Genomic DNA, 14,565 nt, shown 5'->3' with positions numbered 1-14,565 from the left:
TCGTGCATGGGAGGCGGAGGAATTACAGCCATTTCCCGACCAGTAGTTAATTCCATCCACCACCTAAGGCACGGTATAGATTAACCACAGCATGAAGTTTCTGACTTTGATCACTGATCCCTTTTAATTCTGCTGTCAGCAGGTTCTGTTCGGCAGTCAGTACATCTGTATAATTCGTGTTTTTACTGTAGTTCAGTAACTCTTTATTGAAGGATACGGCTTTTGTCAATGCAGTGAGTTGTTTCTTCCTTTTATCTTCTTTCTGGGCTGCCGTCTGATAAGCAGATAAAGCATCTGATACCTCCTGACTTGCCTTTAATAAGGATAATTCGAAATTATAAAGCGCCTGTTTCTGTCTGGCCTGTGCAGTTGTTAATCTGGCCTGGTTCATCCCTTTATTTAAAAGAGGCTGGCTTAAACCTCCCGCGATGTTTGCAAATAGTCCGACACTGTTAAACCACTGTTTCAAGCCAAAACTTGAAAAGCCTCCTGCTCCGCTTATTGTTAGTGCGGGGTAGAAATAAGTTCTGGCTACATTCACCTGTTCAAAGGTCTCTCTGAAAGTATATTCAGCCTGTTGTACATCGGGTCTGTTGGCGAGCAGCTGAGCCGGAATTCCAGGTTTTAAATCATAGTTCATCTTTTGCTGTTCCAGCGATGTTCTTTCAATTTTTCCGGGTGAACGGGCCAGTAAAATGCTCAGGGCATGCTCCGTTTCTCTGATTTTTTGTGTAATGTCAGGAATGGCCAGGTCTGCTTCATAGAAACTGGCTTCACTTTGTACAACAGCCACCCCGTTCTGTACAGAGCTTTCAAAAAGATTTTTAATTGTATTTGCTTCTGCCTGCCGGTTTAAAGCTGTTTTCTGTGTGACGACCATTTGCTGATCGAGTGCCAGGAGTTCGTAGTAATAATTAGCGATATTGGCTATCAGTTGTGTCTGTACTGCTCTTTTAGCGGCATCCGAAGCTAATAAACCGGCTATTGAAGCACGTTTTGCACTGCTGAGTTTACCCCATACATCAAGTTCCCAGGCGGTAGAAATCCCCAATTCATATTGCGTAGAAGAGTTAACCAGTCCAAATCCCTGAGGAAATGATAATTTGGATTGTTTGACAGAAAGATTGGTACTGACCTCTGGTAAAAATGCGGCTTTGCTCAGTTTTAAGTTAGCCTTAGCTTCGTTGATCCGCTCAATAGCAATCTTAAGATCGAGGTTAGCCTGTAGACCCTGGTTAATCAGCTGGTGTAATACAGTATCGGTGAACAACTCTGACCATTTAAGTGCAGCTATATTGGTGGTATCGGTAATTGTTGTATCGCGGTAATGTCCCGGGATTTGAACAACAGGTTTGGCATAAGGTTTTGTAATCTTACACGAGCTCCATAATCCTGAGACAAGGAGTACTGGAATCAGGAGCTGATGATATTTTGTTTTCATCTTCTTAATTATAAATGATTTCTGGAATAGGTAATGGTTCATTGGCCGGATGTGGTGAACCAGATATTTTTTCATGTAAAGCCTGGAAAATGATGAATAGTACAGGGATGATAAAGATGCCGAATACGGTGCCAATGAGCATTCCTCCGACAGCTGCTGTTCCGATCGATTTATTACTGAGTGCGCCTGCACCAGTAGCCAGCATTAAAGGAACAAGACCAAATATAAAAGCGAAAGAAGTCATCAGGATTGGTCTTAGTCTGGCTTTAGCCCCAAAGATGGCTGACTGGGTAATACTTCTGCCGCTGATTCTGTGTATTAAGGCAAACTCTACAATCAGAATGGCATTTTTGGCCAGTAAACCAATCAGCATGATCAGACTGATCTGAAGGAAAATATTATTATCCACTCCGAAAAGATAAGCGAAGATAAATGCACCGGCCAGACCAACTGGTAGCGATAGCAGTACCGCAAAAGGCAGGATATAGCTCTTGTATTGTGCGCTGAGCAGGAAATAGATAAAGACCAGACAGAGCGCGAATATCAGCGTGGTCTGACTGCCGCTGGAAAGTTCCTCTCTGGTTAAGCCCGAAAATTCGTGGGTATAACCACGGCCCAGGGTTTGTTCCGCAACTTCGTTGATTGCTTTAATGGCATCTCCCGAGCTGAAACCTTTATTTGGTGTTCCGGTAACTGTGGTCGAGGTATATAAATTAAATCTGTTGATGAACTCAGGGCCGTAGGTTTTCCGGAGTGTGACAAATTCAGTAATTGGTGCCATCACTCCTTGAGCAGTTCTGACAAAAACTTTATTCATATCAGCTTCTTTTCCCCTGAAATCAGGGCCTGATTGCATCATCACCCGGTATTGTTTACCAAATTTATTGAAGTCCGAAGCGTATAGCCCTCCAAAATAACCCTGAAGTGTATTGAGGACTGTCTTTACATTTACTCCGGCATCCTTACATCTGGCAATATTTACATTAACCTCCAGTTCAGGAAAACCTATATTAAAAGGGGTAGCCGCGTAAAGGATCTCAGGCCTTTGCTGTAAGGCAGCCATAAATTTGCTGATGTTGTGATCGAAATCTTTTAGACTTCCGCCTGTTTTGTCTTGTAACTGAAGTTCGAATCCGTTGTTATTACCAAATCCCTGAAGGGTCGGGGCTGCGAAAAAGATCACATTTGCTCCTTTAATATGACTTGTTTTGGCAAATAACTGGCCGACTATACTATTGGCATCCTGATTTTTACCTTTCCTTTCTTTCCAGGGTTTTAACCGGATAAATATGGCGCCATAAGAACCCCCAAATCCATTAATCAGATCCATTCCTGCTAATCTCGAAGAGAGCTCAATTTCTGGAATACTTCTGGCGATACTATCTACCTGGCCGATAATTTCTTCGGTTCTTGCCAGTGTAGAAGCAGGAGGGAGGATGATATCTCCAAAAATTGCCCCGCTATCTTCATTAGGCACAAAACCTGTTGGTGTAGTCCTGATCAGGAAATAAAAGATACCAGCAAATACAGCGATTCCAGCCAGAGAGATCCATTTTCTGCGAATTAGGAACCTGACACCAGCGATATATTTATGAGTCACTGCCTCGAATGCAGCGTTGAAACCTGCGTAGAATTTAGGCATGAAACCTGTTGTAACGGTATGATCATCTGCCTGATGTGGTTTGAGGAAAATAGCACATAAAGCAGGGCTGAGCGTCAATGCATTGATGGCCGAAATCACAATGGCCACGGCCAGTGTTAAACCAAACTGTTTATAAAATACGCCGGCAGATCCTGTGATAAAGGTAACAGGAAGAAATACCGCAGACATAATCAGGGTAATGGATATGATTGCCCCGCTGATTTCACTCATGGCATGCAAAGTCGCTTTTTTAGCAGATTTGGCCCCCTGATCCAATTTGGCATGAACGGCTTCGACAACGACGATAGCATCGTCCACTACAATACCAATAGCCAGTACCAGGGCAAATAAAGTCAGCAGATTAATGGTGAAACCAAAAAGTTTAAGAAAGAAGAAGGTTCCAATAATCGCTACAGGTACTGCAATAGCAGGGATCAGTGTAGACCGGAGATCCTGTAAAAAGATAAATACAACAATGAAAACCAAGATAAATGCTTCAACTAAAGTATAAATCACTTTTTCAATGGAAGCGTCCAGGAAATCGTTGGCATTTAAAAAAGCATGGTATTCCACACCGGGAGGGAAATCTTTGGAAGCTTCTTTTAAGATTTTCTCGCAGGCAATAATCAGTTCCCTGGCATTTGCACCTGAGGTTTGACTGATGGCACCTCCGGAGGAAACTTTTCCCTGGGTAAACAGGGATGTGGTATAATCCTGTGCCCCGAATTCTATTTGTGCAACATCTTTTAACCGTAACAGGCCCCCTTGTTTGGCACTGCGGAGTACTATATCTTCAAACTGTCTGGTCTCTTCCAGCCGGCCGGTATACTTTAGGGTATACTGAACGGACTGTTTACTGTTTTCGCCGAGTTTACCAGGTGCAGCTTCAATATTTTGTTCTTTCAGGGCAGCCAGAATATCATCGGGTACTAAACCCTGACTCGCCATTGCATCTGGTTTGAGCCAGATTCTCATGGCATATTCCTGGTTTCCGTAAATTTCGGTACCACCGACACCATTGACCCGTTTTAATTGAGGCATAATGTTAATCCTTAAATAATTATCCAGGAATTTCTGGTCGTATTCGGGATTGTTACTGTACAGCAGAAAACTGAAAGCCTCACTGCTTAGCTGTTTGGTTGTAGTAATCCCAGCTTTGATCACTTCTTCAGGTAACAGGCTGGTCGCTTTGGTTACCCTGTTTTGTACGTTAATGGCAGCCTGATCAGGATCCGTTCCCTGTTTAAAGAAGATCGTGATTTTTGCACTTCCATTATTACTGGCCGTAGAAGTCATGTAGGTCATGTTTTCTACCCCATTGATCTGCTCTTCGAGCGGAACAATAACGCTTTTCAGGACTACGTTTGAACTGGCACCCTGATAGGCAGCTGTAACCGACACGGTAGGCGGCGCAATCTCCGGATACTGTGAGATGGGCAGAGAGGATAGTCCTAATAAACCCAGAATGACAATGATGATCGATATTACCGTAGATAATACCGGGTTCTCTATAAATTTTTTTAACATGGCGCTTTTTTATTTCGTTGTGGAAGGATTGGGTTTAATTTTCATCCCGTTTTTCAGATTCCCAAGGCCTTCTGTTACGATCTGATCGCCGGCAACCAGCCCTTTGGTAACTACATAGTCTTTTTCTGTGACGGCGTCCATGATTTCTATAGAGGTATGATGGATAACATGTTGCTGATCTACTTTGAAAACAAAGTATTTGCCCTGTAATTCGAATGTAGCTGATTTAGGAGCCAGGATGGCTCCTTTGAGGTGCGAAGGAATCCGGATAGTGGCACTGGCACCGCTCCAGAGTTTAGCTTCCGGATTTGGAAATACGGCTTTGAAATTAGCCGCACCGGTAGCCGAATTCAATACGCCGCTGAGTGTCTCAATTCTGCCTTTTGGCTGGTAAACTTCTCCGTCGGGCATCACCAATGCAACTTCAGGCATATTCCTGAATTTATCATTTGGCTGATTTCCGCTGTATTGTTTCAAAAATGCACTCAGTTGCTGCTGACTGAGAGAAAAATAAGCATAGACTTTTTTAGTATTGGCAATAGTGGTGAGCGCGGCTTCGGATGTACTGCTGACCAGGCTTCCGATTTTATAAGGCAGGCTTCCTACCGTGCCATTGATGGGGCTTACTATATTGGTGAAGGCGAGTTTAGATCTTGCTGCTGAAAGGTCGGCCTTTGCCTGATTCAACTCTGCTCTTTTGACTTGCTCAACGTTTCTGGCTGAGGTCAGTTCAAAAGAATTGACAATCTTTTTCTCAACCAGAACTTTCGTCCTTTCGGTTTGGATGCTGGCCGTTTCCAGATTGGCCTGGGCGGCTAATACAGCCGCTTTTTTGCTATTCGTTTCCTGCTCAAAACTATTGGCATCTATTTTAAACAGGGGCTGCCCCTGACGCACAGGGGTTCCCTCGGTCACATAGACCTTTTCTATATACCCATCTATTTTGGACCGGATTTCTACAGTCTGTTCTCCCTGCAGCGTGACAGGATATTCTGCTGAAAGATCAACCTGCTGTGGAAGGACAGAAAGTACCGGGTACGCTTTTAATGTTTCCTGCTGATCAGGTTTTTGAGCAGTCCCGCAGGAGGCTAAAATCAGGGTGGCTGAAAGGCAGATGTAAATTATTGTAGTTTTCATTCTTTGGATTTTAAACTGTTTTTTTCTTTTTATAAATCATTACTGGTGAGCCTGCTTCTCCCCACATCAGGCTTTGTACCTGATCCATCAGTTGTCCTGCTGCACAGATATAGATTTCGGGAGGGATAATTGTACTTGCTTTGAGTACCACTTTCTTATCACTGAAATGGCTGTAGTCAATTTTTCTGACTCTTTCCATCCAGATCAGCTCCTGATGATCCTGATGAGTTGCATACAGGATGGTATTGGTGTAAGGTTTGAGCAGGGAGGTAATCAGGACATATGCCCAGTACGGAACTATGGCATCGTTTGAACAATAGAGAATAACTTCTTTATCCTGAAAGCTGCTCCAGTCTACCTGTATCATATCTACCCTGAATACCTTTTCCTTGAGCAGAAAACCCTGAAATAAATAGGGCATGATGTCAAATGTGGCATATTCGTTTTTCAGGGGTTTGTAATTAATCAGGTCAAGGGTAAGCAGGCCGCTGAGCTCTACTTTGTTTATAATTTCTTCCATATTCTCCTGGATTTAGTTTGAATTTTGGGCATAGAAATTCCTGCCCGCTTAATTTGTTTTTTTAAGTAGATATTTGTTTTTAAGCCTTTTAAAGGCTAAGAAAGGTTCGTTGTGTTAAGGTTTTTTTTCCTGCCCGGGCCCTGCAAACAGGATGGCAATTTCATGTATTGTTAAAGACATAACATTTGTTTAAATGGTGAACGAATACATCAGTATAAACCGGTTTTATCTTTTAAATGCTATAATTATGGTCGGTATATCTGAATATGTTCAGCAAAGTTAGTACTTTTGTTAATAAAACAACCAAACACTTGTTTTATTAATTTATGATGACAAACAGATTTTTGATGTTGCTGAAAACCCGTGGAGCATTAACAGCTGCTGAGATTGCGCAGGAGCTGGGGATGACAAAGGAGGGGGCCAGGTTGCAATTACTGAAGTTTACGGAAGAAGGTTTGATTAAAGCCGAAAATGAATCAGTGGGGGTAGGAAGACCTAAACAGTTTTTTAGTTTAACAGCTCAGGGAAATGCTGAGTTTCCGGATACGCATGCAGAGCTTACCGTAAAACTGATTGATATTATCAGAAGTACTTTGGGAAATGCTGCACTTCAGACAGTGATTGATGTAAGTGAACAGACAGGGAAAGAAAAGTATCTTAAGGAACTGGATCCATTTCAGGAGCTGGAAGGACGGATTGCAAAACTGACAGAAATCAGGAGCAGAGAAGGCTATATGGCAGAGTACCATAAGGATGAAGAGGGGTATTTACTGATTGAAAACCACTGCCCGATTTGTGCGGCTGCTACTTCCTGTCAGGGCTTCTGTTCTTCGGAGCTCAATGTGTTCAGATTTGTGCTTGGAGAAGGGGTAACTATCGTTCGACAGGACCACATAGTCTCCGGAGACAGAAGATGTGCTTACAGGATCAGTACCCAATCTATTTCAGCGTAACCTCTACCAGGACAGGGAAGTGATCTGAAGGATATTTTCCATGATAAGAATCTGTTAAAACACCCCACCGGTCTGCTTTAAAGTCTTTCGTTACGAAAACATGATCTATAACTTCAGTCCCTTCCAGTTGTTGACCAAATTCATTAAATGAAGGATTATTCAGATAAGGATGGCTAACCTGGTTAAAGGTATCTTTCAGATAACCTGAACCAGCGAGTGTTAAATACCATTCACTATCATGCCCGCCATTCAGGTCTCCGGTAAAGATAGCTGGTTCGTTTCCGGCAATAGCCTTCATTTTACTCAATACCAGTTTACTGCTTTCTACCCTTGCAATTTTTCCCTGATGATCAAAATGTGCATTGAAGTAGTAAAATTTCCTGCCGGTTTTAATTTCCTGCAACTCAACCCAGCTGCAGATACGGTTACAGCAGGTTGCATCCCAACCCAATCCAGGTTGATCCGGTGTCTGTGACAGCCAGAAATCACCTTTTTTTAAGAGTTTGAATTTATCCCTGCGGTAAAAAATAGAAGAGTGTTCCCCTCCATCTTTTCCATCATCGCGGCCCAATCCGTAATGGGCATATTCCGGTAATGCGTTATTGATATCGTCGAGCTGATTTTTGAACCCTTCCTGGATTCCAAAGATATCGTACTGATGAAAACGTAAAAGGTCAGCTACAATGGGAGCTCTTTGTACCCACAGGTTACCAATATCGCCCTTATTATCGTTACGCAGGTTATAGGTTCCGATAATCAGTCGCTGTGCAAATAATTGCGCGCCAGAAAAAAGTAGAAAAAGGGCTGCAATAATTGTTCTTTTGATCATAATGAATATTTAAAATATAAAAGTATATAAAAATTGGTTGAATGGTGTTTTTCCGAAATGATATGTTTTTATCTTAATATAAACTTTATATAGGGAAACTATTTTTATGATCTCTGATGATAAGGTCCTATGAAATCAAATGCACTGCTGTTCAAAATTCTGCTGATAAACCTGACGGTCTTCTTGCTCAGCAGTTGCAGAAAGTCGGAGGACAAGCCTGATTACCCTGCCGGCAGTCAGGAAAACATCAATTCCTGGATATTGGACAGTATGAAAGTTTATTATTACTGGAATACAAGTCTACCAGCAAAACCTGGTTTTAGTCAGGCTCCTGGTAGTTTTTTTAAAGAGATCAAAAATGGCACTGACCGGTTTTCAGCCCTGGTCAACCCGGATATGCCTGAAACTTACCCACCCTCACTGGTTCATACTTTTGGATTTGACTGGATTACGCTGCAAAATAGCGATGGTCAGGTACAAACGGTAATCAGTCTGGTTGTTCCTGGGTCAAGAGCTGAAGATACTGGTTTAAAACGTGGAGATGTTATCAGAACGATTAATGGAAGTATACCTGTGGCAGGTAATATAGCCGCTTTGACCACCAATAGTATTAACGGGCAGGTCGTAGTACTGGAACTGGAAGGAAAAACCGGGGTAACTACAGTCTCACGCTTGATAAATACAGAAGACCCTGTTTATACTTATAAAGTTTTTCAGTCCGGTGGTAAGATATTTGGCTATCTTTTTTTGAATTCTTTTGAAAATACAGCACTGGACAAATTAAGACAGGCCTTTACTTATTTTAAGCAAAAGCAGGTACAGGAACTTATTCTCGATGTGCGGTACAATCCGGGAGGGAGTGTGCCGGTAGCAGCAACTTTAGCAGCTATGATAAGTCCGAATGCCAGAGAAGGGGACATCTTTGTAGAATACAGGGGGAATGCAAAAGCGGGTACCCGGAAAAGTAGCTTTGCAGTTGAAATGAATAGGGTTGGGGCAGGTCAGTGGATGAGTTTTGCAACAGCTTCGACTTATCGCCTGGGTTTAAACCGGGTTTATATACTAACCGGAAGTCATACTGCTTCGGCAGCAGAACTCCTGATCAATGCACTCAGACCTTATATTGCCGTGATTCAGCTGGGGCAGCAAACTTTGGGTAAGGATATGGCCAGTTTTGTGATTAAAGATTACAGAAGCCCCCAGATAGTACCAAAATGGGAGATCTATCCCATGATTTTTAAACTCTATAATTCGGCCGGGAAAGGAGATTACAGCAATGGATTAATACCGGACCTTTCTGCGGACGAACTGAGTGTACTTCCTTTACTGGCTTTCGGCGATCTCTCAGATCCGCTGATCCAGCGTTGTCTGCCGAAACCTTTAAGTATTGCCGGAGGGAAAAAGGCTGATGCGGTTCAGGATGTACCAAAAATAATATATGATTCCAGAGCCCAGGTGGATTTAACAACGCCAGGTTTAACAGTCGCCAGAATGTATTAATATATGTTCATTTAAGTTAATATTTAATTAATATGTAGTTTATATACTGCATTATTTTTCGATATAAATTTGCAGGGTATGACGGTATTAACTAAAGATATTATTCAGGATTTCATTCATGGTGAAGAATATGCTTTTACCCGGATTTATAAGCTATACTATCAGGATATCAGATCTTATTGTTTTAAACATACCCGTTCTGCAGAACTTGCTGAAGAACTGGCAAGCGATGTGTTTCTTCGACTTTGGGAAGCAAGGGCCAATCTTGATCCGGACCGCGAACTGAAACCTTATCTTTTTACCATTACCAAAAATGTAACTTTTACCTGGCTGAAACGGGTTTTATCTGATCAGAAAATGAAAAGTGTTTTCCGGGAGCGTTATCTTTCAGCTCAGGAAGAAGCTAATCAGCATGTCGCAATTACCGCAGCTATGGATCTGGCCCGGCTCCGTAAAATTATGACTGAGATCCCTTCCAGGAGAAGACAGACTTTTGAGCTTTGTAAGATTGATGGAATGACTTATGCCGAAGCGGCTGAACTGCTTTCTGTCAGTAAGGAAACGATCAAAGAGCATATGAGTTTAGCCAAAAGAGATCTGAGCAAACTGGCCGATTCAGCGGATTATATTTACCTCCTTTTACCAATCGTTTATTCTATAGATAATTATTTTTAATTATCATCCCCCCTAAAGCGATCTCCCGATAGTATATAGTAGTATGAAGTCGAGTGAGAAAAAGAATCTATATCATAGGTTCCTGGAAAAGGAATTGGATGCAGCTGAGCTGGATGCATTTTTTCTATTAGTTGAGAACGGGGAATTTGATATGGATTACCTCGAAACCATGCCTTTGGTGGAGGAAAAGCCTGTAGCTGCCCCCCGCTATAAAATTAAACCTTTATTTAAAACACTGATCAGCATTGCAGTTGCGGCTTCATTATTAATTATTTCTGCGGCAGGCTATTTCCTGCACCGGCAGACTGAGAACTTAAAACTACAATCTTCATTTACCATTGTCAGGGTCCCTGTGGGTTCTGTAAAGATTATTACACTAGCTGATCATTCTGTGGTTACGCTTAATTCTGGTTCAGTCTTTAAATATCCTGCATCTTTCGCTCCGGATAACCGTAAAGTTTTTCTGATTAAAGGAAAAGGTTTCTTTGAAATCGCAAAAGATAAAAAGAGACCATTTACAGTTTACTCGGCCCAACTGTCAACGACGGCACTGGGAACTTCTTTTACTGTCGAAAATTATAAAGCTTATCAGCTTGAAAAAATCTGTCTGTATACCGGAAAGGTTGAAATAGGTAGTAAAATCAAAGGTTTTTCTCCACTAAAACTTATTCCTGGCCAACAATATAGCCAGATGGGGATGGAAGGTCGGCAAGGTGTTTTTACAGCGGGCGGAGAGGTTAAATCTTATACAGAAGACGGAACCTTGATATTCGATAATATGAACCTTACAGAAGCACTGGCAAGGGTAGCTTCCTATTATGATATAGTACTCGAGTTTGATAAGAACAAACTGAATGGTTTTGCAATCAGCGGTAAATTCCGCAATGAACCTGTCAGAGACGTTCTTCAGACACTTTTATTTACCCACCATTTAAAGTTTAAAAAAATCCCTGAGGGGTATGTTATTATGAATTGAGCGCTTAATGAACCAGGCCCGGCCTAAAAAAAAGAGAAGTACCGCTGGCGGCAGTACTTCTCTTAATTACCGGTAAAACCGGCAAAAAAACAATGATAAATTACGATTCACAGGCGCAATAAACCATTCCAAAAGTATGATTATAAATTTACTGTCCAAAAAAAAATATGCAGTATACTCTTCTCAGTCCATTTTATTGATCTCATTTCTCTTTATTTTTCTATCATTTAACTGCATTTCAGAACTACATGCACAAAGTGGAACAATTACACTGAATTATAAAAGTTGTACGGCACAGGGTTTATTAAAAGAGCTTGAAAAACAATCCTCATTTAGATTTGTATTTGACCCGGTACAGATGAGCGGGGTTCATTTGCAAAATATTAATTATCATCAGGTCCCGGTGAGAAGTGTGCTGGATGACCTGGAAAAGAAGACCAATCTTAGTTTTTCTATATTAAATTCGAATGTTTCTGTCCGGTTGGTCATGAGGACTGCTGTAAAAAAGCCAGAGCCGGGAAAAATTACCGGCACAATCAGCGACGAAAAGGGGGAGACCTTTCCTAGCGCAAGTATCAGGGTTATTGAACTGGGATCGGGGATGCAGAGTGCTGTAGACGGGAAATATACGATGTCTCTTCCGCCGGGTACTTACACCCTGGAAATCAGTTATATTTCTTATCAGACGCAAAGGATAACCGGCGTGCAGATCAAAGCCGGGGGAATGACAAAACTGGATATCTCTATGAAACCTGCGGCGAATGCTTTAAAGGAAGTCGTGGTTACTTCAGGTTTCCAGCGGGCTTCAACGGCAGGTTTGTATGCGAAACAGAAAAATGCAGCGGGGATTTCTGATGGGATTTCGGCTGCTCAGATCTCCCGAACGCCAGATAATAATGTGGGAGCGGTACTTAAACGTGTGAGTGGTCTGAATGTCGTGGATAACCGTTATGTGGTTGTGCGTGGTTTGAGTGACAGATATAATCAGGCACAAATTGACGGAGTGACACAACCGAGTACAGAAATGAACCAGCGGAACTTTGCTTTTGATGCGATACCTGCCGAGATGGTCAGTAGTGTAGTTGTGAATAAAACAGCAACACCCGATTTGTCTTCTGAATTTGCTGGCGGACAAGTTGTTGTGAATACATTGGATATACCAGTTCAGAATTTTACACAGTTTCAGCTTGGTACAGGATATAACAGCAATACGATTGGAAAAGATTTTCTGCAGGCAGGAAAGAGGGGGAATGCAGAGTTCTTCAGTTTTATTGGAAACGGGCACCAGTTGCCTCCGGGTTTACGTAGCTGGGTGAGTAGTAATCAGGGAGGGGTCCCGGATTACGTAACCGCACAAAGCAAGGCTTTCGATCCTGAAGGCTTCAGGATGTACCGTTATGGATTTATGCCTAATCAGAATTATCGTTTTTCATTAGGGCGAACTTACGCCTTGAAAAACGGGATGAACTTTGGTTTTGTAGGTGGGGCTACACTAAGAAATAGCCAGGAGATCAATGATTATATAAGTACCAGAGCTGGTTTTACCGTAAAAATGATTGATAGTGCAGACGTACGTCAGAATGGAAATATTTATAAATATAACTCAACACTCAGTGGGCTGCTTAATTTTGGTCTTCAGGGAAAAGGATTTAAACTGAGTTTGAGAAATATGTATTCTCATGTATATAAGAACGACTATTATACTTACAATAGTAGAACAGCTAATGATGAAACTGATCCGGCCCCAGCCCGAAGGATAAAATTCAATCTTCAGATTCCTGAAAGTACGACTGTTTTACAACATAAACTGGAAGGTGAACATGCTATCGGTGAGGCTGGTTTCAAATTAACCTGGAACGGATCTTATACAAGTGTTGGACAGACTATTGATGATCAGCGCAAATTTACAGCGCTTAATTCCGGTAAAATTAACGGACAGTCCTACTATCAGCGTTATCTGGTAGCAAATCCTTATCTGAATGATGGTAACCCCGATTACCGCTTGTATACTGATACTAAAGAAAAAGATTATAACTGGGGTGTGAATTTGTCGAGGTCTTTTGATTTTCTACAAGCCAAAAACCTGATAAAGATTGGCTACAGCGGTTTCTATAAAAAAAGAGATCTGGCAAATACGACAGTTCAGATTTACAATGATTCTCATGATAATATAGAGGTTGGTCCTTACGAATATAGCCTGAGACCTGAATTATTAGGTACAGGTGCCGGTCAGGTATTTTATAATGTACCTGCAGAATCAGGTTCTCAGTTTAGTGGTAAATCAACTTCTCAAAGTGCCTATGCCATGCTGGATCAGCAGATCCTGAAAAAAATAAGGCTCGTATATGGAGTTCGCTTTGAGAGTTATAAACTGACTAATTTACAATATCAAACCAAGGATGATGAGGTAAACAGGGATGATAATAATAACTTTCTTCCATCTGCAAACATTACTTATAGTCTGACAGAGCAGATGAATTTCAGGGCTTCCTATGCCACAACTATAGTAAGACCTGATTTCAGAGAGACGTCGGTTTTTAATCCATATGATCCTAATCTGGACGCAAGAATACAAGGGGCAAATCTGAAAAGTACCAAAATTAATAATGCAGATATCAGATATGAATGGTATCCGTCGCCGGGAGAAATTATATCCTTATCCGGATTTTATAAACACTTTGATAAGCCAATTGAACTGGTTTTTATTCAGGATATGGCTGTTGACCAGTATGCTTTTCAAAACCAGAAATCGGCAGTGAATTATGGACTGGAAATGGAAATCAGAAAAACAATGTCTTTTATTGCTGATAAAGCCTGGTTGCGTAACCTTTCCATCTTTGGAAATGGAACTATTATCCGGTCGAATGTCGTAGCGCTGAGCTATGAAGGTGCTGATGGTAAGACTGTTAAGGAGTTGAAATCCAAAAGGGCTTTGTTTGGTCAGTCTCCCTGGATTGCCAATATAGGCTTGTCTTATACACAAGACCAGTATGGTATAAACGTGGTTTATAATAAATCCGGATATCGTACCAATACAATCAGTGATAACCCACAGTTAGTTGAATATGAAATGGGACGGGACCTGGTCGATCTTCAGTTATTTACCCGTCTGTTTAAGCAGAAGGCTGAACTTAAACTTAATATAGCCAATCTTTTAAATGCGAAAACCACTTTTTATAAAAACTGGGAAGGTTATGTCGGTGGAGGGAAGGATGAGTTTGTAAGAGTACCTGGTAAAACTGATGGATATAAAAAAGAGGAAGGTGATTTTATAACCTATCAGTTGAAATCGGGGACAAATGTCAGTATGTCGTTTACCTATAGGTTTTAGGCCTTATTATAGTGAATAAAAAGTTTATATAGTT

The 14,565-nt window shown here is 41.5% G+C and carries 10 protein-coding genes; 5 read left to right on the top strand and 5 right to left on the bottom strand.

Features of this window, described 5'->3' with window-relative positions:
• Nucleotides 1–46 precede the first annotated feature (46 nt).
• The 4 genes from HDF25_RS23285 to HDF25_RS23270 are packed head-to-tail and all read right to left on the bottom strand — an operon-like array spanning nucleotide 47 to nucleotide 6,267.
• Nucleotides 47–1,441: an efflux transporter outer membrane subunit gene (locus HDF25_RS23285; protein ID WP_184628807.1), complete on the bottom strand. Its 1,395-nt coding sequence runs from the start codon at nucleotides 1,439–1,441 to the stop codon at nucleotides 47–49.
• Between the two features lie 4 nt (nucleotides 1,442–1,445).
• Nucleotides 1,446–4,610, bottom strand: coding sequence for an efflux RND transporter permease subunit (locus HDF25_RS23280; protein ID WP_184628806.1), 3,165 nt, complete (start codon nucleotides 4,608–4,610; stop codon nucleotides 1,446–1,448).
• Between the two features lie 9 nt (nucleotides 4,611–4,619).
• Complete coding sequence (locus HDF25_RS23275; RefSeq protein WP_184628805.1) at nucleotides 4,620–5,747, bottom strand: efflux RND transporter periplasmic adaptor subunit; 1,128 nt, start codon at nucleotides 5,745–5,747, stop codon at nucleotides 4,620–4,622.
• A gap of 10 nt (nucleotides 5,748–5,757) precedes the next feature.
• Complete coding sequence (locus tag HDF25_RS23270) at nucleotides 5,758–6,267, bottom strand: DUF2480 family protein (protein WP_184628804.1); 510 nt, start codon at nucleotides 6,265–6,267, stop codon at nucleotides 5,758–5,760.
• Nucleotides 6,268–6,593: 326 nt separating this feature from the next.
• On the opposite strand from HDF25_RS23270, the gene HDF25_RS23265 reads away from it, so the two are divergent.
• The gene (locus HDF25_RS23265) at nucleotides 6,594–7,220 is read left to right on the top strand and encodes a helix-turn-helix transcriptional regulator (RefSeq protein WP_184628803.1); all 627 of its coding nucleotides are present in this window, start codon (nucleotides 6,594–6,596) and stop codon (nucleotides 7,218–7,220) included.
• Here the strand turns inward: HDF25_RS23265 and HDF25_RS23260 are convergent.
• Nucleotides 7,207–8,049 (bottom strand): endonuclease/exonuclease/phosphatase family protein, encoded by an 843-nt coding sequence (locus HDF25_RS23260; RefSeq protein WP_184628802.1) that lies wholly within the window; start codon nucleotides 8,047–8,049, stop codon nucleotides 7,207–7,209. The two genes, HDF25_RS23265 and HDF25_RS23260, sit on opposite strands and share 14 nt — an antisense overlap.
• Nucleotides 8,050–8,178: 129 nt before the next feature.
• Here HDF25_RS23260 and HDF25_RS23255 point away from each other — a divergent pair, with 129 nt between their 5' ends.
• The 4 genes from HDF25_RS23255 to HDF25_RS23240 all read left to right on the top strand — a co-directional run bounded on the left by HDF25_RS23255 (nucleotide 8,179) and on the right by HDF25_RS23240 (nucleotide 14,531).
• A complete protein-coding gene (locus HDF25_RS23255; RefSeq protein ID WP_184628801.1) occupies nucleotides 8,179–9,549 on the top strand; it encodes a S41 family peptidase in 1,371 nt (456 codons plus the stop codon).
• Between the two features lie 78 nt (nucleotides 9,550–9,627).
• The gene (locus HDF25_RS23250; RefSeq protein WP_184628800.1) at nucleotides 9,628–10,224 is read left to right on the top strand and encodes an RNA polymerase sigma factor; all 597 of its coding nucleotides are present in this window, start codon (nucleotides 9,628–9,630) and stop codon (nucleotides 10,222–10,224) included.
• Nucleotides 10,225–10,267: 43 nt separating this feature from the next.
• Nucleotides 10,268–11,200, top strand: a complete 933-nt coding sequence (locus HDF25_RS23245) for a FecR family protein (RefSeq protein WP_184628799.1) — start codon at nucleotides 10,268–10,270, stop codon at nucleotides 11,198–11,200.
• A gap of 136 nt (nucleotides 11,201–11,336) precedes the next feature.
• Nucleotides 11,337–14,531, top strand: coding sequence for a TonB-dependent receptor (locus HDF25_RS23240; RefSeq protein WP_184628798.1), 3,195 nt, complete (start codon nucleotides 11,337–11,339; stop codon nucleotides 14,529–14,531).
• Nucleotides 14,532–14,565: the final 34 nt, after the last annotated feature.

Source organism: Pedobacter cryoconitis, assembly GCF_014207135.1.
In the GTDB taxonomy this organism is placed as follows: domain Bacteria; phylum Bacteroidota; class Bacteroidia; order Sphingobacteriales; family Sphingobacteriaceae; genus Pedobacter; species Pedobacter cryoconitis_D.
The sequence above is the reverse complement of the archived record's forward strand: the minus strand, read 5'-3'. Positions and strand labels throughout refer to the sequence as shown.